General features: G+C 50.2%; 18 protein-coding genes. 15 read left to right on the top strand and 3 right to left on the bottom strand.

From position 1 onward, the window contains the following. Nucleotides 1-62 precede the first annotated feature (62 nt). The 15 genes from EJN92_RS22065 (at nt 63) to EJN92_RS05465 (ending at nt 15,659) form a co-directional block, all read left to right on the top strand. The gene (locus tag EJN92_RS22065) at nt 63-497 is read left to right on the top strand and encodes a type II secretion system protein (protein WP_126126894.1); all 435 of its coding nucleotides are present in this window, start codon (nt 63-65) and stop codon (nt 495-497) included. Nucleotides 498-637: 140 nt separating this feature from the next. After that, nucleotides 638-1,111, top strand: a complete 474-nt coding sequence (locus EJN92_RS05530; protein ID WP_126126893.1) for a prepilin-type N-terminal cleavage/methylation domain-containing protein — start codon at nt 638-640, stop codon at nt 1,109-1,111. Continuing rightward, a complete protein-coding gene (locus EJN92_RS05525; RefSeq protein ID WP_126126892.1) occupies nt 1,101-1,682 on the top strand; it encodes a type II secretion system protein in 582 nt (193 codons plus the stop codon). The genes EJN92_RS05530 and EJN92_RS05525 overlap by 11 nt, the downstream gene beginning before the upstream one ends. Nucleotide 1,683: 1 nt before the next feature. Continuing rightward, nucleotides 1,684-2,523, top strand: coding sequence for a PulJ/GspJ family protein (locus EJN92_RS05520; RefSeq protein WP_126126891.1), 840 nt, complete (start codon nt 1,684-1,686; stop codon nt 2,521-2,523). Next, nucleotides 2,504-2,995 carry a pilus assembly PilX family protein gene (locus EJN92_RS05515; protein ID WP_194074970.1) on the top strand — a complete coding sequence of 164 codons (492 nt, stop codon included), beginning with the start codon at nt 2,504-2,506 and terminating at the stop codon, nt 2,993-2,995. The genes EJN92_RS05520 and EJN92_RS05515 overlap by 20 nt, the downstream gene beginning before the upstream one ends. 26 nt (nt 2,996-3,021) lie before the next feature. Then, nucleotides 3,022-6,156 (top strand): DUF6701 domain-containing protein, encoded by a 3,135-nt coding sequence (locus EJN92_RS05510; protein ID WP_126126890.1) that lies wholly within the window; start codon nt 3,022-3,024, stop codon nt 6,154-6,156. A 106-nt stretch (nt 6,157-6,262) separates the two neighbouring features. Further along, a complete protein-coding gene (locus EJN92_RS05505; protein WP_126126889.1) occupies nt 6,263-7,213 on the top strand; it encodes a type IV pilus biogenesis protein PilM in 951 nt (316 codons plus the stop codon). Beyond that, on the top strand, nt 7,210-7,890 hold the full coding sequence (locus EJN92_RS05500; RefSeq protein ID WP_126126888.1) for a PilN domain-containing protein: 681 nt from the start codon (nt 7,210-7,212) through the stop codon (nt 7,888-7,890). Before EJN92_RS05505 ends, EJN92_RS05500 begins: the two co-directional genes overlap by 4 nt. After that, nucleotides 7,887-8,621, top strand: a complete 735-nt coding sequence (locus tag EJN92_RS05495; protein WP_126126887.1) for an MSHA biogenesis protein MshJ — start codon at nt 7,887-7,889, stop codon at nt 8,619-8,621. Before EJN92_RS05500 ends, EJN92_RS05495 begins: the two co-directional genes overlap by 4 nt. Continuing rightward, nucleotides 8,618-9,034, top strand: a complete 417-nt coding sequence (locus tag EJN92_RS05490; RefSeq protein WP_194074969.1) for an MSHA biogenesis protein MshK — start codon at nt 8,618-8,620, stop codon at nt 9,032-9,034. The genes EJN92_RS05495 and EJN92_RS05490 overlap by 4 nt, the downstream gene beginning before the upstream one ends. Continuing rightward, nucleotides 9,027-10,745 (top strand): pilus (MSHA type) biogenesis protein MshL, encoded by a 1,719-nt coding sequence (mshL, locus tag EJN92_RS05485; RefSeq protein WP_126126886.1) that lies wholly within the window; start codon nt 9,027-9,029, stop codon nt 10,743-10,745. The genes EJN92_RS05490 and mshL overlap by 8 nt, the downstream gene beginning before the upstream one ends. A gap of 2 nt (nt 10,746-10,747) precedes the next feature. Continuing rightward, entirely contained in the window at nt 10,748-11,647 is a 900-nt protein-coding gene (locus EJN92_RS05480; protein WP_126126885.1) for an ExeA family protein, read from the top strand. 13 nt (nt 11,648-11,660) lie between these two features. Then, entirely contained in the window at nt 11,661-12,797 is a 1,137-nt protein-coding gene (locus EJN92_RS05475) for a tetratricopeptide repeat protein (RefSeq protein WP_126126884.1), read from the top strand. Between the two features lie 206 nt (nt 12,798-13,003). Further along, nucleotides 13,004-13,951, top strand: a complete 948-nt coding sequence (ylqF, locus tag EJN92_RS05470) for a ribosome biogenesis GTPase YlqF (RefSeq protein ID WP_126126883.1) — start codon at nt 13,004-13,006, stop codon at nt 13,949-13,951. 79 nt (nt 13,952-14,030) lie between these two features. Next, nucleotides 14,031-15,659: a M28 family peptidase gene (locus tag EJN92_RS05465; RefSeq protein ID WP_126126882.1), complete on the top strand. Its 1,629-nt coding sequence runs from the start codon at nt 14,031-14,033 to the stop codon at nt 15,657-15,659. Nucleotides 15,660-15,671: 12 nt separating this feature from the next. Here the strand turns inward: EJN92_RS05465 and EJN92_RS05460 are convergent, their stop codons facing one another. The 3 genes from EJN92_RS05460 to EJN92_RS05450 all read right to left on the bottom strand — a co-directional run bounded on the left by EJN92_RS05460 (nt 15,672) and on the right by EJN92_RS05450 (nt 19,075). Beyond that, nucleotides 15,672-16,337, bottom strand: coding sequence for a GntR family transcriptional regulator (locus EJN92_RS05460; RefSeq protein ID WP_227869719.1), 666 nt, complete (start codon nt 16,335-16,337; stop codon nt 15,672-15,674). A gap of 379 nt (nt 16,338-16,716) precedes the next feature. Next, on the bottom strand, nt 16,717-18,147 hold the full coding sequence (locus EJN92_RS05455) for an aldehyde dehydrogenase family protein (protein ID WP_407701551.1): 1,431 nt from the start codon (nt 18,145-18,147) through the stop codon (nt 16,717-16,719). Between the two features lie 16 nt (nt 18,148-18,163). Beyond that, the gene (locus EJN92_RS05450; protein ID WP_126126880.1) at nt 18,164-19,075 is read right to left on the bottom strand and encodes a dihydrodipicolinate synthase family protein; all 912 of its coding nucleotides are present in this window, start codon (nt 19,073-19,075) and stop codon (nt 18,164-18,166) included. Nucleotides 19,076-19,228 lie beyond the last annotated feature (153 nt).

The following is a 19,228-nucleotide window of genomic DNA, read 5'->3' as shown; positions in this document are numbered from 1 at the left end:
ATTTATTCACGCACTATTTCGTATTCTTGAAATCAATTTAAATACTTACTAAGGAAAATAAAATGAACAAGCAACAATCTGGTTTTACCCTCATTGAATTGGTCATGGTCATCGTGATCCTGGGTATCTTGGCAGCTACTGCTTTGCCTAAGTTTGTTGATTTGCGGAGTGATGCAAATTCTTCGGTGGCACAGGGCTATGGTGGAGCTTTAAGTTCTGCCGGTGCGATTAATTATTCTGGTTGTGCTGCGAAAAATTTTGTGGTGACAACGGATGTGTGCGTCAAGGTCGCTAAGTGTTCGGATGCCAAGGATTTGATCTCGCCAGTTATTACTATGGCAGTTGGCGCGCTTCCTAGTCCTACGGTCGCGAAGAGTTTTTATATTGTTACCGATACCGCACTGACAGCGGCTGGCAAGACAACTCAATGCGCAGCGGTCTATGGTGACGGCAATGTTGGTGGTGTGCCGTTTACTTACACTGCAACTGGTACTTAATTTAGCGTATTGTAAGAGGCTGCGGTGGGTTTGAAAGTGACTCCGCCGTAGTCTTCTGGTTTTCGTTTACCAATACCGATTTTCTGTTGTAGTTCACTGATCATCGCTGATGTGCTCAGTTAATTTTCATTGGGTGGCACATGGTCAATAAGAATGCCTACTCTGCTTACCGTGGTTTTACCCTGATAGAACTAGTCATGGTGCTGGTGCTGGTCGGCATCCTTTCGATCGCAATTATTCCTCGCTTTGCAAGTAAAAATGCCTTTGATGCCCGCGGCTATTTTGATCAAAGCATTTCCATGGTGCGTTATGCGCAAAAACTCGCTATTGCCCAACGCCGCGATGTCTTCGTCAATGTTACCGGCAATAGCATGTGTCTGACCTATACAATCGAGACCACATGTGGAGGTGCTACGGTGGCCAATCAAGTCATTAATCCTGCGGACCAAGCTTGGTTTGTAAAGACAGCGCCTGCAGGAATGATCTTTACGGTAGCTAGCTCATTCTCATTTAATGCCTTGGGGCAGCCGTCGTCCAGCAAGGTGATTCGTTTTACCGGCGATGGTGTCTCTACTGACATCACGATAGAGAGCGAAACCGGCTATGTGCACTGAGTTGCATTTGCTACGCCCGCGTCAGCAAAAGGGCATCTCTCTGGTCGAGTTGATCATGTTCATCGTAATCGTCAGCCTCGCCATAGTTGGCATACTGTCGGTGATGAATGTCACGACCAAGGCTAGTGCCGATCCTATGCTTCGCAAGCAAGCCTTAGCCGTCGCCGAATCCCTGCTGGAAGAAATTCAATTGCAAGCATTTACCTATTGCTCTCCAGACGATGCCAATGCCACCACTGCCGTGAGCGCGGCTGCTTGCGCCAATGCTGCCAATTCTGAAGATAATTTACCTGGCAGCGCACGCGTCAGTAATGCGCCCAACATTGCCCGTGTTGCGAATAATGTGGCGGACTACCATAAATTAAATTTGCCGGTTATTTACGATGTCAACGGCACCGACGTTGGCGTGACGGGCTTTAGCGCGAAGGTCCTGATCACTCAGGTTGGAACCACTCTCACTATAACCAACACGGACGTCTTGCAAATTGATGTGACGGTGACGGACCCCGGTGCTAATACCTATACCTTGACTGGGTATCGCTTTCGTTACGCCCCCAGAGCGGTGCCTTGATATGAATAATTGGACGCCTAAGCAAGCGGGCTTCACTTTGATCGAAGCGATCATGGTCATGACGATCACCGCGGTATTGGCAGCAGGCGTCGCGGTGTTTTTACGCAAGCCTATCGACGGCTATAGGGATCTGGCGCGCCGTACCGAGCTTAGCGATATTGCCGATACTGCAGTGCGACGGATGTCGCGTGATCTGCATCTAGCTTTACCAAATAGCATACGTCTGCCGTCTAATCGATGCATGGAATTTTTGCCGACCAAAAATGGCGGGCGTTATCGTGCCGATGTCGATGCTAGTGGCGGCGGCAATGTGTTCGATACGGCCGTGGCGCTGGATAAATTTGATGTGTTGGGGCCCCTGAGCGCCGCACCACTAGCCGGAGATTTGATCGTTATCTACAATCTTGGGATAAAAGGTGCTGATGCTTACAACATGGATAACGTGGCTCTAGTCACCAGCGCCACTGCCAGTTTGATTAATATAGCTAGCAAGCAGTTTCTTTTTGCTTCGCCAGGTAATCGCTTTCATGTTGTGTCGGGCACCGAGAAAGCGGTGGCGTATGTTTGCACTGGTACTTTGGGCATCGATGCGACGACTGGTAACGGTACCGGTAGCTTAGTACGCGCCTCGGCCTATGGTCTGAATAGTGCGGATCCGATTCTGTGCCCGGCAACACCAATCGGTACGCCGATACTGGCGCAAAATATCAGCGCCTGTGAGTTCGCCTATAGCAGCGGAGTTACCGAACGCAGTGGTTTGATTTCGATACGCTTGGCAATCAGCAAAAACAATGAGACGGTCAATTTGTATCAAGAGGTGCATGTCAATAATGTGCCCTAAACCATCCATCATCAAATTTAGATTGAAGCAGCGCGCGCGTGGCTTTTCTCTGGTCGCTGCAATTTTCTTGCTGGTAATTATGTCCGCCTTAGGCGTGTTTATGTTGTCGATCTCTACCATGCAACAAACCACATCGACCCAGGATTTACAGGGCAGTAAAGCCTATCAAGCCGCCAAAGCCGGAATAGAGTGGGGCGCTTATCAAACACTGACATCGGCAACTATATATACTTGTATAGGATCTAAAGTGCTGCCCGCCTTGGGCGGAGCGCTGAAGGACTTTACAGTCACCGTGATCTGCTCAAGCTCAGATTTCATAGAGGCGGGAAATACGGTCAGAGTCTACCAACTCACTTCAACTGCAGTTTTTGGGACCTTTCCTAGCCCGAATTTTATCTCGCGCAGTATGAGTGCGAGTATTAATGTTTGTCGTATCGGTATTGCACCAAGTCCCTTGGGCGGAACCTGTTGAATTATGTCGGGTTATTAAATTAAACAATGAAAATTCTTTTGCATAAATTTAAACTTGGCGTTTCGATCTTGCTGCTGTTAATGCTGCAAGTGTTCTCGCTGCAGGTATCTGCGGCTGTGATCGAATTTAACAGCACTGGCGGTAACTCCGCAACGAATGGACTACATTTTTATATCGAAGATACGACACATATGCAGGTCCGGCGTCTAGATAATTCCGGACAGGTCTATCCCTCCGGCACTATTCCTCCTAGCGCCAGTTTGGATAACGGCGTATTTATACGTTCGAATGGCTGGGTGTATGGGCCATCGCATAACGTGGGCAGTGGTTATACTCCTAACGGCGGTATGTTTAGCTCATACACGATCAGCGCCACTAGTCCAGCTAATCCAGTGAGTTCAGGCGTGCAGCAGGTAGCGACCAGCAGCCTTGGCGTGGTCGGTGGCATACAAGTATCGATAGCATGGAAATACACTAGGCCTTTAGATTTTTTGACTGCAGATGTAACGCTCACTATCCCAGCCAGTGTTCCTGTCAGTGCATTTAATCCCATACGTTATTTCCACGTATTTGATACATTTTTGGGTGGGTCTGACAATGGCTGTGGCATCAAGTATGTAGATGCCAATGGTAAATTGGTGGTAGGAACTTACAAACCCACCGGGGCCTCGTGTCCATCCAGTTCGTCCTTGCCTGCTGGTGTGACCGTGGTAGAGTCTTTTCGTGAACGCAGCGGCATGACATTTTCCAGTTATTGTGCGACGGGTTGGCAATCATTTTATGTGGCAGGTGGAGATAATTGCGCAGTGCCCCAATTCGCTCCATTTAGTAATGTCCTGGCAACCACTTATAAAGACACGGGCATAGGCGCGACCTTTGATTTTATCGCACCAGGAACTTACAGTTTTAGCTATGATTTTGTGATCGGTACCACGGTGGTGCCAGCTTATGATCATATAGAAATCGTACATGACGGCAGCGCCAGTTTATGCCCAGAAACAGTCAAGGTAATTGCTTGTACTACGGCAGGCGTACCCTGTGCGCCTGACAATATCGTCAGTACAGGTACAATAACCGGCAACTTGGCTGTGACGCCCGCAGCTCCTGCGGTAACTGTGACACCGGCTAGTTTTTCGATAGGCAGTGCAGGAGCAAGCGCGGATGTTGTTTTGAAGGGTAGTGGCGCTGGTGTGTATACTTTAAGTGCCACGAATATTAGTGGTACCCCGCCGCTCAATGGGACTAAATGCTCGAACGGCAATATTGCCACCAGCTGTATCTTGACGATCACCAATACACCGTGCGTCGCCAATTTTGAATGTCAGGAGACTGCGACTACTTATAATATCCAATCTCCGTCGCCTGCCGTGAATTTGCGCAATCCGCTGTACACAAAACTAGTAGGTACGGACTTTAAATTTGATGTGCTCGCTCTACAATCGACAGGCGCAGTAGCCACCACTTATACCGGATCGAATGTGACGGTAGAGTTGTTCGATGATAGTGCTACGCCAGCCTTAGCTTGTAATGCCCTGTCGTCCCCCGTGTCGACCCAACAGATTAGTTTTGCCGGAACTGATTTGGGCCGCAAGGCCCTGACTACGAATATAAATTTAACCAAGGCATATCGAAAATTACGTTGCCGCGTGACCGATACGAGTATCGTTCCTGCAGTATCGGGCTGCTCTTCCGATGACTTCAGCGTCAGGCCAAAATCTTTTACTGCAATAAGTTCTACCACCGCGAAGGCCGATGGGTTCGGTATTAATCCCAGCGCTACGCCCACACTAAAAGCCGGGCTGCCTTTTGATCTTGTCGCCGACACTAGTATTGTTGGTTATGATGGCCTTCCCAAGATTAATCCAGGTCTAATCGAATGGCTTGCTTCAGGCGTACCCTTAGTCGGCGGACCGCCTTCGAATGGGCGGCCAGCGCCTGGAACTGGCACCATCGCAGGGATTTTTTCAAATGCAGCTGCAGCGATCAACGGTAATGGTGCGACCGGCAATGCTTTTACCTATAACGAAGTCGGATATTTTCGCTTCCAGGCACAAGCTGTGTATGACGATAGTTTTACCACTTCATCCGGTGATTCGATGAATGGTGATTGCACCAATGACGCGTCAAATGTTTTGGTTGGTGGGCGATACGGCTGCAGATTCGGCAATGTGGCAGCGACACCTTACTTTGGTCGCTTTATCCCGCATCACTTCACACTTGCAAGCTCAGGTCTGGCCGCAAGTCCAGCTACTTGTGTTGCCGGAGGTTTTATTTATATGGATCAACCTTTCGCTCTAAACGCCAGCATAGAAGCGCGCGATGCTTCCAATAGTAGAACGCAAAATTACTCGGGTGTTTATGTGAATGGCAGCGTGACTGCCCAGGCAGAGAATGCCAATAGTGGTACTGCGCTCAGTAGTCGCTTGGGTCTGCCAACTACCAGTCCGGTCTGGCTGGGTGGTAGTTATGCTTTTAATGTCAACAATTTTTCCCGTGCTACGCCAACTGATGGCCCCTATGACGCGCTAGCGATAGGCGTGGTGGCCTTAAGTGAAGCTGGGCAAGTGGTACTTGAAAGCCGAGACATGGATGCGAGCAACACAAACTGTATTTCGGATACTTCCGGATCGAATGGGACTTGCCCTGCAAAAATTGTGGCGACTACTAAAATGCGTCACGGTCGATTGAAACTCTCCAGCGCCTATGGCAGTGAACGACTTAAATTGCCTGTTCCTATGAAGTTAGAATACTGGAATGGCACAGCTTGGGCCGTCAATACTTTGGATACCTGCAGTGTCGTCGCTGCCAGCAATTTTTCCTTGAGTTTTCCTGATGGGACGGCCGCTAAGCCGAATAATTTAGCTGCATGTGAAACAGCGCTTAGCCTTACTGGACTAAGTCCTGGTCAGAGCATTAGCTTGAGTGCCCCGGGAACCGGGAATAATGGTTGGACGGATGTGACGCTCAACCTTGCTGCACCTAGCGGCACTCAATGTAGCTCGTTGGGGGTAGCCGGTTCAGCTGCGCTTGGCTTAACTTGGCCATGGCTGCAATATCACTGGACAGGTGCAGGAACGGCCTTGCAAAATCCGACTGCCAGGGCGACTTTTGGTATCTATAAAAAAGCCAATGAATTTATCTATTTACGTGAGTTGTATTGAAGATTTTTAAGGAATAACCGTTTTAGACAACATACGCGCGATCATTGGTTGACAGCAGCGTGATATTAACTTAACGTCAAGCAAGACATATAATTAGGTTCTGTGCATGAGATTTTTCTCGAAAAAAAAGAAACTGACCGGCTTAATGGCGATTAAGCTCAGTACCGAGGGTATCTATGCCGCGACTCTGGCGCACCAAGATACTGGCCGGCCGCTGGTCGAGTTCGTTTCTTTTTATCCCAAGGCCGATAAGTCTTGGTCGGAAAAACTGCTGCGCTTGGCAAAAGAGTCCCCCGCTAAAAATTTTCACTGTAGCTTATTGCTTGCAAGCGAAGAGTATCAATTGTTTTCGCTTGAGGCTTTAAATGTCCCCGCCGAAGAGTTGAAGAGCGCAATGCGTTGGCGCCTCAAGGACTTGCTCGATTACCACATCGATGATGCCACCATCGATGTGCTCAATGTTCCTGGCGATAAAAACGCCGCGGCCCGCACCCACTCACAGTTTGCCGTGGCTGCCAAGAGTACGCTCATCGCGGAGCGCCAAACCTGGTTTGCGGATGCTAAGCTAGGCTTGGCCGTCATCGATATTCCCGAGATGGCGCAAAGAAATATCTCTGCCTTATTAGAGCCTGAAGGACGTGGGGTCGCCTTACTTTCTTTCGATGATCAAGGCGGATTGCTGACACTCACCTTTGGCGCGGAGCTGTATCTCTCGCGCAAACTGGATATTAAATTACTGCAAATTCAGACTGAGGGTGAAGACAAAAAAATGCAGGCTTTTGAGCGCATTACGCTAGAGTTACAGCGCTCGCTGGATAATTTTGATCGGCAACATAGCTTCATCACGACTGCAAAATTGATGCTGGCGCCTATGGGGCCGGTTGCGGCGGACTTGCAAACCTATTTGGCATCGAATATGTATATGCCGGTAGAGCTGCTTAATTTGGCGACGGTGTTTGATTTTTCGAAAATTACCGAGCTTGAGGATGTCGGGCGTCAGCACAGTTATTTTTTGACACTGGGCGCAGCATTAAGGCGTGAAGAGGTCGAATTATGAGCCAGCAAATTAATCTGTATAACCCGATATTTTTAAAAACCAAGAAAGCCTTATCGGCGCTCGCCTTACTTCAGTCTTTTGGCTTAATTACGCTGGGCTCCCTGGGCGTGGCCTTGTATGTTTCTTTGCAAGCGAGTGATTTGCAGCGCAGCGCCGATACGGTCAGTGCACAACTACGCGCTGTCGAAACACAGGTCAGCGTATTGCGCGTTCAAAATTCTGGGCAAGAAAAAAATCCCTCCTTAGAAGCCGCGTTGGCTAAGACCGAGGCTGAGATTAAGGCCAAGCAGCAAATCACCGATGTCTTACAGCACCGTGATTTTGGGAATACGCAAGGCTATTCTTCGTATATGACCGCCTTCGCCCGCCAAATTCCTAGTGGACTATGGTTGACTGGTTTCACTATTCTGGGCGGAGGGAGTGAAATTGCCTTGCAAGGGCGCACTTTAAAACCTGAACTAGTGGCTTTGTATGTGAGCCAGCTCAAACGTGAGAGCGTCATGCAAGGCAAGGGCTTTTCTGCATTGAAGATGGAATTGCCCATTGAGATCAAGGCAAGCGCTGCGGATCAATTAAACCCGGGTAAGGCCAAACATCTACCCGCTTATTTGGAATTCGATTTACGCTCTTCCTTCGCGCAAGACAAAGCGGATCTGGCAGGAGTGAAATTAAAATGAAACAACAATGGGCGCAGATCGCTGCAAAAATTGATGCGCTGAGTTTGCGTGAGCGCGGCATCATGTTGGCGGTGCTTGCGGTCGCAATTATTTTTATTGTGAACACTTTCATCATCGATCCTCAGTTCCGTAAGCAAAAAATGCTGGCAGATCAAATGAAAACGCAGCGCGCGCAAATTGCAGCGATTCAAGCCGAAATTGCGCAAAGAATTGTCATGAAAAACCAAGATCCTGATCTGGAAATTAAACGTATTTTGCAGGATAAACAAACCCAGTTGGCGCAGATGAGCAGTAATCTGCTGGAGCTCCACAAAAATTTGGTGCAGCCAGAAAAAATGGCGGCGCTGCTAGAAAATCTCTTGAAGCGCAATCGCAGTTTGCAGTTGCTTTCCTTAAACAGCATGCCTGCGGTGAATGTGGTCGATGCCCTCGATGAAGTGGCTACAACAGCAGCTCAGATCGATAAGTCCAACCTGACGCCCCAGACTGCGCGGCCTAAGGATGCGCAAGTTCAAGACTTGAATGATACCGGTATCGTGTATAAACACGAGATGGAGTTGGTGGTACAAGGTGGCTACCTAGAGCTCTTGAGTTATTTACGTGAGCTGGAAGCTTTGCCCGAAAGTGTTTATTGGAGCAAGGGGCAGTTGAGCGTCATAGAGTATCCGCAGGCACGTCTGCAACTGAAAATATTTACCTTGAGTCTGGAAAAGAAATGGCTCAATCTATGAATTTGTTTAACAATACCAGCAAGCTTAGCGCCACTGTCATGGCGCTCGCCATGAGTATCCTAACTGATGTGGCTATCGCCCAAAGCTTGGCAGATCCAACTCGCCCACCGCAGTTAGTAATGCCCGAGAGTGCCGCTGAGCAAACGCTTGCTGGTCCGGTTTTACAGTCAATTTTGATTGCCCCGCAACGCCGCGTGGCGATCATCAGCGGGCAGGCGGTGGAATTAAATGGTAAGTATGGCGAATTGACTTTGATACGCATGTCAGAAACCGAAGTAGTATTGCGCAATCCTCAAAATCCTAAAGAGACCCAGACTTTGAAACTTTTTCCTGGTGTTGATAAACGCATGAGCCCGACTACTCCCGGCGTGAGAACGATAACGTCCGCCAATAAAGGCAAAACGCATGAATAAGACCTTCCTATCACTGGCTATATTTCCGATAATGTTGGGCTGTGCGCTGCCTGCTTCACGCCAGGAAACCTATGATCAGATCAAGCTAGAAATGAGTAAGGCCGCGGCGCAGGCTAAAGTTAAACCCGCCGAGGCGGATGTGGTTTCTGCCTCTTTGCTGCCGCCGCTGACGGTGGATCTGCCGCCGGTGCGCAAGCCCTTAGATGAAAGATTTAATCTGAGTTTCAGTAATGCACCAGCAGCCCAATTTTTTATGGGCATCGTTTCCGGTACGCGTTACAACATGCTGGTGCATCCTGATGTGACGGGCAGTATTTCTGCCAACCTAAAAGACGTCACTTTATTTGAAGCGCTCGATGCTATCCGTGAACTGTATGGCTATGAATATAAAGTTGAGGGGAGCCGGATTTATATCAAGCCTCTGAGTTTGCAAACCCGCGTGTTTCAGATTAATTATCTGGCGTCGATACGCAAAGGGACTTCTGATATCCGCGTCAGTTCTGGGTCCGTGTCTGACTCGGTATCGCCCTCTAGCGGTAGTACCGGGCAAGCCGGGCAAAGTAATTCGCAATCGTCGAATACTTCGCCATCTTTGAACTCGAGTAAGATCAGCACGACGACCAATAATGATTTTTGGTCAGAGCTCAAAATGTCACTGGAATTACTGGCAGGTGCCGGTAAAGAAGGCCACCAAGTCGTGATAAGCCCGCAGTCTGGCGTGGTAGTGGTGCGCGCCATGTCGGATGAGATGCGCAATGTCATCGCATATTTGAAGGCAACGCAATTGTCGGTCGACCGTCAGGTAATACTTGAGGCGAAAATACTCGAAGTAGAACTCAATGATCAATTCCAGTCTGGGATTAATTGGGCCTCGTTCGCGCCTATGACTTCCTCTTCGAGCGCGCGTGGCTCAGTCGGATTTGTCTCTCCCGGAACAAATTTGAGTACCACTTCGATTACTGCCAGCGATACCGGAATAACGGCAACTCCCGGTGTGGCTTTGGGTGCCGTCGCCAAAGCGGGGGGCTCGCTGTTTGGTCTGGCTTTTCAAACCGCAAATTTCACAGCGCTCATTTCTTTCCTAGAGTCTCAGGGTAATGTGCATGTCTTGTCGAGTCCGCGCATTGCCACTTTAAATAATCAAAAAGCGGTTTTAAAGGTAGGAACTGATGAGTTTTTTGTCACCAAGTTGACCACCACGCCTGGTACTGTGAGTAGCTCAGGGAATACCGCACCGACGGTGAGTGTCGATGTGCAGCCCTTCTTTTCTGGCGTAGCCTTAGACGTCACGCCGCAAATCGATGAGGCGGGTAATATTATTTTGCATGTCCATCCCACGGTGAGCAAGGTGACTACCGTCAATAAATCGGTAGACGCGGGCAGTGCCGGCGTGATCAGCTTGCCACTGGCATCGAGTGCTGTCTCTGAAACCGATAGCGTAGTGCGTGGCAAAGATGGGCAAATTGTCGCGATTGGTGGCTTGATGCGGCAATCGAATATCAACGATAGATCGCAAATTCCGGGCGCGGGAGAAATGCCTTTGGTGGGCGGATTGTTCCGTAATACCAATCAGATTGCGCAAAAAAGAGAATTGGTGATCTTGATTAAACCGATTATCGTGCAAGGTGACGGCGCCTGGGAGCAGGATGTGCTGGAGAGCCAAAACCGGATACAAAACATGGCTCCACGGAGTCGATTTGAGAAGCAGTGACGATGTACAAGGCACATTTTCGAATACGCGAACTGCCGTTTAGCATTACCCCGGATACCGGCTATTTTTTTTCTTTTCGTAGTTATCAAGAGGCGCTCAATACGCTTTTGGTAGCAGCCAGAAATGGCGAGGGCTTTATTAAAATTACCGGTGAAGTCGGCACCGGAAAAACTCTCTTGTGCAGAAAATTCATGTCCTTACTGGACACTGATTTTGTGACTGCCTATATCCCTAATCCTCTACTGGAAGCGCGCAGCCTGATGCTGGCGCTGGCCGATGAGTTGGGCATACAAGAAGACAGGCAGTTAGATCAGCATCAATTGATTAAGGCAATTAATCTTAAACTTTTGCATATTGCCCGCACGGGTAAGCGCACACTATTGTGCATCGATGAAGCGCAAGCCTTGCCCTTGGAAACTCTGGAAGCTTTGCGCTTGCTAAGTAACCTGGAAACCGAAAAAAGAAAGCTGTTGCAGATTGTCTTATTTGCTCAGCCTGAGCTAGATAGAAAACTTGCGCAGAAAGAGATACGACAATTGACGCAAAGGATAAGTTTTCATTATCAGTTGCAAACTTTGTCATCGCAGGAAATTAAAATCTATATCAATCACCGTCTGCGTGTGGCGGGCTATCAGGGCCCTGCATTATTCAGCACTGCGGCCTTGTTCGTGTTAAGTCGTTGTAGTGGCGGAGTGCCACGGATGTTGAATATTCTGGCGCATAAAGCCATGATGCTCAGTTTTGGCGAAGGGCGGCAAGCGGTCACCGCGCGGCATATTCTGCTGGCTGCTAAAGACACTTTCGCGCTGACGCGTATAAATAGCTATCTCAGGCTGACTGCACTTGCCAGTACTGCTTCCCTGCTGGTGTTGGCGACGATGGCTTACCTGCATTTTCTATGAGAAAAACCAGAACATGAGTTTGATTAATCAGATGCTGCAGGATTTGGATAAGCGCGGTGCGAATCCGACTAGCAGCGATGCCGTCTATGCAGCGCCTGCCGCATTGCCGTTTACCTCGAGCAGAAGTAACTGGCAATGGATACTGGCTTTGCTGTTAGTGCTGAGCTTGGGCTTGGCATGGATGGCATGGCATCAGTTGCGGCCACTTGCCAAAAGCGCGCCTGCGCCATTGCAGCCAACTGCGACTGCGGTCGTCAGCGTGGCCCCGCTTAATTCGGCCCCGCTTCGCTCTGCGCCTAAATTGCCAGCGCAAGAGATGGAGGCAGCGGTTGACGAACTGCCGGCGATTTCAGATCTGCCGGTCTTGCTTAAACTGTCCTCGCAGTTGGATACCCGTCTAGTGAGTCAGGCGCACGAATCCGAGTCGATGGCGTTTACTGAGAAGCTGAACACGCAGACGGTCTCTGCAAAATCAGAAAAGCCCAGCCTGACTGCCAAAGCGATGATTACGCCAATTTTGACCAAGCCGGCTGAGCAAGCGCCGTCTCAGCCCCAGATCAAGTTGCACAAGGAGGCCACCACACTGCAGCAGGCCGAGGGCGAATATCGTCAGGCCACGGTGCTGCAGCAACAGGGTCGCACTGCCGAGGCGGTCGCTATGCTGGAGCAAGCCTTGAAAATCGATGGGCAGCATGCGGCGGCGCGGCAATCTTTGATCTCGCTGTTACTGGAAAGTAAGCGCTATGACGAGGCGATGCGCTATTTGCAGCAAGGCTTAGCTCAGGATCAAAATCAAACTGGTTTGGCGATGATCTTGGCGCGCTTGCAGGTAGAGAAATCGAATCTGCCGGCGGCGCTGGCTACCTTGCAAGCTAGTCTGCCTTATGCCGGCGAGCGTGCCGACTATCTGGCGTTTTTGGCTGCCTTGTTGCAGCGCGAGGCGCGCCATAAAGAGTCTATTGACCTGTACCAAAAAGCCTTAAAGAGAAGTCCACAAAACCCGGTCTGGTGGATGGGCCTGGGGATTTCCTTGCAAGCCGACGGGCGCAGACCCGAGGCTTTGGAGGCTTATCTGCGAGCCAAGTCGCTCACCGGTCTGAGTCCGGATTTAGTGGCTTTCGTAGAGCAAAGAATCGCGGCATTGCAGTAAACTGGAATTTTACAGAATGCATATACTGGGGTGGGTATAGTTTTACTGCGCAATAGATATGCTGGCAAACCACCCTATTTTTCGCCATACTCCCTATAAATGCCGCATGCACTGGTAGTCTAAAAGACAGCGACTAAAACAAATCGGCCAGTTTCTGCACAAGTCCGTAAAATAGCGGTTTGAATTTAGCAAAAAGAAGAATAAGCATGTCAATACAATGGTTCCCTGGTCACATGAATGCCGCCCGCAAAAAAGCGGCGGAAACCATGGAAAACACCGATCTGGTGATAGAAGTGCTGGATGCCCGCATCCCGCAGGCGAGTTGCAACCCTATGGTGGAGCAGCTGCGCGTTTTCCGTCAACGCCCTTGTCTGAAGATTCTCAATAAGAGCGATCTGGCAGATCCGCACGCGACCAAGGCTTGGCTCGATTTTTACAATAGCCAAAAAGGGGTGCGCGCAGTCGCCTTGAGCTGCAAGAAGCCTTCTGATGTACTCAAAGTGCCAGGTTTTGCGCTGGAGCAGGCACCGCATCGCGGCGTGCCGACTAAGCCTTTGCGCATGATGATCATGGGCATACCTAACGTCGGCAAGTCTACCCTGATGAATGCCTTGCTGAAAAAGCGGGTTGCCAATGTCGGTGATGAGCCTGCGGTGACCAAAGTGCAGCAACGCCTGTACTTGGGCAAAAACATGATTTTGACCGATACCCCGGGTATGTTGTGGCCAAAAATTGCCCATCCTACCGATGGTTTGATGCTGGCAGCTAGTCATGCGGTCGGCGTTAACGCGCTGATCGAAGAGGAAGTCGCGACCTTTTTGGCTGAGATTATTTTGCAGCGTTATCCGCAATATCTGACCACCCGTTATAGCATCAATACCGAGGGTATCGATGCGGTCAGCGTGATCGAAGGCGTTGCCAAGAAGCGCGGTTATCGTCTCAAAGGCGGTGATTGGGATTACGAAAAAGCGGCGCATACTTTATTGCTCGATTATCGCAGCGGTGCACTGGGTCGCGTCAGCCTGGAAACCCCGCAAAGCCGTGAACTTTTATTGGCCAGCTATGTGCCACCAGTCTTGCTCGGTTTAGGTAAGAGCGTCGATACCGGCATTCTTCCTGAAGACCAAGACGAAGACGAGCCTGAGCAAGAGTAATCGCGCTGCAGATTCAGTAAGCTCTCGGCTGGCTCTTGGCCTGGCATTATCGGTAGAATATGATTTGAGAGGTTTCTCCATGCGTGTTTTTTCTGTCTTGCTGCTCAGCGTGGCTTTCACTCAGGTATTTGCGGTTAAGGCCCTGGCACAAGCACCGCAAGTTGATGAGCGTCCTTTGCGCACACATCTGGCTTTTCTTGCCGATGATTTGCTGGAAGGTCGCGGCACAGGTCAACGCGGTGGCGCTCTGGCAGTTCGTTATCTGGAAACACAAGCGGCACTTATCGGTCTAACACCGATGAACAATGGCTCGTTTCGGCAAGCAGTGAATATCGTCGGCAGTAAAACCCTCAGTGATAGTAGCCTGCAGTTTGAATTGGGCGGGACTCGGGTTTCTCCCGCTCCTGGTACCGAGATCGTGTTTGGCACCGCGAGCGGCAACAGCAATCTCGTCTTCGATGCGCCACTGGTGTTTGTCGGCTACGGTATCCGGGCGCCGGAAGAGCGCTGGGATGACTATAAAGGCGTCGACCTCAAAGGCAAGCTGTTGCTGATGATGGTGAATGATCCACCAGCAACTGCGCAAGAACCGCAACGCTTTGGTGCTCAGGCACTGACCTATTATGGTCGCTGGACTTATAAGTTTGAAGAAGCGCTAAGGCAGGGCGCTGCCGGCGTGCTCTTGATCCATACGACGGCCTCAGCCACCTATGGCTGGAATGTGCCGCAAACTAGTTTTAGCCATGAACGCTTCGCTCTGGCGGGTTCGGGCAATGCATTGGAAGGCTGGTGGCAAGAAGACAGTGCCCGTGCCGTGTTGAAAGCCGCAGGGCATGATCTGGATGCACTCAGAGCCAGCGCCGAGAGCCGTGACTTTGGTCCGGTCGATTTAAACATTAAAATCCACGCCAACCTGCACAGCGCGATCCGCCAGGTTGAGCAATTTAACGTGATCGGCATGGTCGCCGGTAGCGACACTGAATTAAAAAAACAAGCCGTGATTTATTCTGCCCACTGGGATCATTTGGGCATGGTAGAAGAACCGGGCAAGTCGCCACAGATTTGGAACGGTGCCGTCGACAATGCCTCTGGCGCGGCCGCTTTGCTGGCGATGGCGCAGGCCGCCGTAGCACATCCGGCCAAACGAACGCAGATTTTTTTATGGCCTTGTGCTGAGGAACAGTATTTACTGGGCAGCGCCGCCTATGTCAAAAATCCACTTTGGCCCTTGGAAAAAACTGCAGCTGATCTGAATCTCGATAGTATGAATTTTGTTGGTTTGACGCGCGATATGGGCGTGGCTGGCAGTGAGCGCACTAGCCTGTATCAAAGCGCCGCACAGGTGGCTAAAAATATGGGGATTAAACTGGCACCTGCGGTACCTGATCTGGGTGGCGCGTATTTTCGTGCTGATCATTTTAGTTTTGCCAGAGCAGGAGTGCCTGCTTTTAATGTAGGCTCTGCGGTATTTTCAGGCGATGGGCATTTTGAGTATGTCGCTAATGCCAGCGCATCGACCGCGCAAATGCAGGGCTTTAAGCTGGATTATCACACCGTGCGCGATCAATACCAGCCGTCCTGGGATTTATCTGGCATGCGCCAGCAGGCGCAATTTACACTTAATTTAGGCTATCTGGTAGCCAATGCAGCACGTATGCCGATGTGGAAAAAGGGCGATCAATTTTCTCGCCCTTTAGTGCCAAACTAGCGATTTTGCGCTTTAGCCGTTGATGACTTTGCGTGCAAAAGAATCCAGATAATCCATTAGACTGTCGGCCGCTTTGACCGCCTGTTCTTCGTTACCCTTGGCGATACCTTTGGCCAAGAGCATGTGACAACGGGCGCCTTCTTCGATATCTCCTTCATGCTGAAACGCATACCAGAAGCGACGGCATTTAATGATCAAGGGAATCACTGCCGCCACTGCGGATGGATTGCGGCAGGCTTCATGGATCACGTGGTCCAGGGCCTGGTCGGCCGCCATATACTGGGCCAAATCACCGAGTTTTGCTGCGACCATCATCTTATCGGCGCAGGTGACTATATCTTTGCGGTGTTGTGGGGTGGCACGGCGGGCCGCGCTGCTGGCTATCAGGCGTTCAATCACGCGCCGCGTTTCGATCAAAGTCATGTGTTCAGCGGCCTCGATGTCGCTGATAATCAAGCCGCGTCGGGGCAGTTGAATAATTAGACCATTCGATGACATACGCATCAAGGCTTCGCGCAAGGGAGTACGACCCAAGCCGGTGATCTCAACTAATTCTGACTCGACAATAGGCGTGCCAGGCTTGAGCTGCAGCGTGACGATCATGCTTTCTATGGCGTCGTAGGCAATGTCGGCAGCGCGCAGTTTGGGGGAGGCGGATTTTATCGGTTGAGCGAGCATGAGCTTTTATTTTCTGTATTTATAGGACTCACGCAAAACCGCCCCAGCGTCCTTGTATCCGCCTCGCCGTACTGAAGTACTGTCTTCGGCGGCACGCCTAGCTGGTACAGTTTTGCGTAAGTCCTCATAGACTAAATTTTATTTTGATGCTGCGCAGAATTTTACCTCGTTATTGTTCATTTTATACAGATTAATGCTGTTTCGATTGCAATAATGAGATAAAAGAAAAAAGAGCCAGGTCGAAACCTAGCTCTAGCGCAGGAAAGTGCCAAATTTTTCGAAAAAAAGAGACGCATTCCTAACTGGTATTGCTGCTAGCTATTTGCAGTAGCATCATAACTTTCTACTGGACGGGTATTGCGGCGCTGCCTGCGACAGCTCAGGCTAGATAATGTGTCTTGACACGGGTATAGAATTCCATCGCCATGCCGCCCTGTTCACGCGGACCGAAGCTTGAAGCTTTGCTGCCGCCAAAAGGCACGTGGTAATCCACCCCTGCGGTCGGTGCATTGACCATCACCATGCCGGCCTGCATTTCACGGCGGAATTGCGTTGCATACTTGAGTGAGGTGGTGCAGATACCACCGGATAAGCCGAACGGCGTAGCATTGGCAACTTGTAGTGCTTGTTCAAAATCCTTGACCTTGATCAGGCTAGTGACAGGTCCAAAAATTTCTTCCTGGTTGATGCGCGCCTGTGCATCGTGATTTTCGATCACGGCTGGTGTAAAAAAATAACCCTTACCAGCTTGACGCTGACCGCCTATCAGCAACTTCCCGCCTTCGGCGCGGCCAATCTCGATATAGCTCAGATTTTTTTCTAGTTGGCGCAGATCGACCACTGGTCCTATCTGGTTGGCGGCATCCAAGGCGTCGCCGACTCGCAATTGCGCGGTTCTGGCGATTAAAGCGGCGCTAAATTCAGCATAGATTTTTTCGGTGACAATGGTGCGACTCGATGCGGTACAGCGCTGACCCGTGGAGAAAAATGCACCATTGACAGCGCACTCAACGGCCAGCGGTAGGTCAGCGTCATCGAGCACCACTAGCGGGTTCTTGCCACCCATTTCTAATTGGAATTTTTTCAAATGCAGGGCGCAATGCTGGGCAATGGATTTGCCTGTGCCTATTGATCCGGTAAAGCTAATGGCATCGACCTGAGGATGTTCTACTAAGGCTTTGCCTGCGACGCCAGCACCTAGCACCAGATTAAATGCACCGGCTGGTAAGCCGGATCGACTAATGATGTCCGCTAAGGCCGAGGCGCAGGCGGGTGTCAACTCGGAAGGCTTGAGTATGACCGTATTGCCGCAAGCCAGTGCCGGCGCGGTTTTCCAGGCCGGGATCGCGATCGGGAAATTCCACGGTGTAATCAAGCCGACAACGCCTACCGCTTCGCGCGAGGTAATCACTTCCATGCCTGGCCGTACCGAGGCGATCGCCTGGCCGCCTATGCGCAGGGCTTCACCGGCAAAAAATTTAAACACATAAGCGGCTCGCGTCACTTCACCAATAGCCTCGGCCAGTACTTTACCTTCTTCGCGTGCCAGTAAAGTCCCCAGTTCTTGCTTGCGGGCCAGTATTTCGCTACCTATGAAGTCGAGCACATCAAAGCGTTGTTGCGGCGTTGATCTACTCCATTGCGGTAGAGCTTGCGCGGCTGCCTGCACGGCAAGATTTACTTGGCTGGCATCGGCCTCACTAAATTCGCCTATCAGATCATCGGTATTGGATGGATTGATATTGCTGCGCGTGGTGTTCGAGCTGACGCGCACGCCGGCGATTAAATGGTGGTGAAGTGGCACTGTGATTCCTTAAGTAGGTAAATTAAAGATAGGCTGAAACATCGGGACGTGTGGCCAGCGCCTTGCTCACTATCATAGTAACGAATTCACGTTCTGCACCAACCAGTGGCTGACGCGGACGACGCACGAATTCATTACCGACACCGACTAAAGTTTCCACCAGCTTCAAGTTTTGGACCAATTTATTCGAAACATCCAAATGCATCAAAGGCATAAACCATTGATACAGTTTGAGCGCTTCATCGTAGCGTTTTGCCTGCATCAAATTATACAGGGCGACGGTTTCTTGCGGGAAGGCGACTACTAGTCCCGCCAGCAAACCATCGGCACCGACCGCCAGACCTTCAAACGATAAATCGTCAACGCCCATGAATAGTTGATAACGAGTGCCAACTGCATTGCGTAAATCAGTAATCCGGCGGATGTTGTCGGTCGATTCTTTGATGGCGACGATTTGTTCACAATCGGCCAGATCAATGAAGTCGGCTGGCGTCAAATCAACTTTGTAAGCGACCGGATTGTTGTACACCATGATAGGCAGTTGTGCTGCTTTTGCGATGGTGCGCAGATTGTCTTTGGCTTCGCGGGCATCGGCTGCATATAAGACAGACGGCATGACCATGAAACCTTGTACGCCCATTTTTGCTGCTTGCTCAACAAAGCGCAATGCATTCGCTGTGCGGGTTTCTGAGACATTGACTAAAACCGGCAGACGTTTATCAGCTACATTCAAAGCCGTTTGAGTAACTTCAAGTTTTTCTTCAAACGACAGTGTGCTGGCTTCACCGAGCGAACCGCAAGTAAGCAGGCCATGTACGCCACTACTAATCTGAAACTCGAAATGCTTCTCCATTGCGGCATGGTCGAGATCCTCATTCTCTTTGAATTTAGTCGTTACTGCTGGAAAAATGCCGCGCCATTTTGGATTATTCAATTTGGATCTCCTGAAAATGTGTTTGAAATATTCTTGAAATGTTTTTGATCAGTCTGACTTACGCAAAACTACCAAAGCGTCTTTGTGTCGGCCTGCCTTACCTTGCTAAAGTAAGTTTTTAGGATCCGGCAAGCAGAAAGAGTAGAGTTGAAT

Source organism: Undibacterium parvum (assembly GCF_003955735.1).
In the GTDB taxonomy this organism is placed as follows: Bacteria; Pseudomonadota; Gammaproteobacteria; order Burkholderiales; family Burkholderiaceae_D; genus Undibacterium; species Undibacterium parvum.
The sequence above is the reverse complement of the archived record's forward strand: the minus strand, read 5'-3'. Positions and strand labels throughout refer to the sequence as shown.

Coding starts and splice junctions, on each gene's coding strand:
- EJN92_RS05515 (WP_194074970.1), top strand. CDS start 2,504: ATGTCAATAATGTGCCCTAAACCATCCATCATCAAATTTAGATTGAAG.
- EJN92_RS05530 (WP_126126893.1), top strand. CDS start 638: ATGGTCAATAAGAATGCCTACTCTGCTTACCGTGGTTTTACCCTGATA.
- EJN92_RS05525 (WP_126126892.1), top strand. CDS start 1,101: ATGTGCACTGAGTTGCATTTGCTACGCCCGCGTCAGCAAAAGGGCATC.
- EJN92_RS05505 (WP_126126889.1), top strand. CDS start 6,263: ATGAGATTTTTCTCGAAAAAAAAGAAACTGACCGGCTTAATGGCGATT.
- EJN92_RS05495 (WP_126126887.1), top strand. CDS start 7,887: ATGAAACAACAATGGGCGCAGATCGCTGCAAAAATTGATGCGCTGAGT.
- EJN92_RS05500 (WP_126126888.1), top strand. CDS start 7,210: ATGAGCCAGCAAATTAATCTGTATAACCCGATATTTTTAAAAACCAAG.
- EJN92_RS05465 (WP_126126882.1), top strand. CDS start 14,031: ATGCGTGTTTTTTCTGTCTTGCTGCTCAGCGTGGCTTTCACTCAGGTA.
- EJN92_RS05475 (WP_126126884.1), top strand. CDS start 11,661: ATGAGTTTGATTAATCAGATGCTGCAGGATTTGGATAAGCGCGGTGCG.
- EJN92_RS05510 (WP_126126890.1), top strand. CDS start 3,022: ATGAAAATTCTTTTGCATAAATTTAAACTTGGCGTTTCGATCTTGCTG.
- mshL (WP_126126886.1), top strand. CDS start 9,027: ATGAATAAGACCTTCCTATCACTGGCTATATTTCCGATAATGTTGGGC.
- EJN92_RS05490 (WP_194074969.1), top strand. CDS start 8,618: ATGAATTTGTTTAACAATACCAGCAAGCTTAGCGCCACTGTCATGGCG.
- EJN92_RS05460 (WP_227869719.1), bottom strand. CDS start 16,337: ATGCTCGCTCAACCGATAAAATCCGCCTCCCCCAAACTGCGCGCTGCC.
- ylqF (WP_126126883.1), top strand. CDS start 13,004: ATGTCAATACAATGGTTCCCTGGTCACATGAATGCCGCCCGCAAAAAA.
- EJN92_RS05520 (WP_126126891.1), top strand. CDS start 1,684: ATGAATAATTGGACGCCTAAGCAAGCGGGCTTCACTTTGATCGAAGCG.
- EJN92_RS05480 (WP_126126885.1), top strand. CDS start 10,748: ATGTACAAGGCACATTTTCGAATACGCGAACTGCCGTTTAGCATTACC.
- EJN92_RS22065 (WP_126126894.1), top strand. CDS start 63: ATGAACAAGCAACAATCTGGTTTTACCCTCATTGAATTGGTCATGGTC.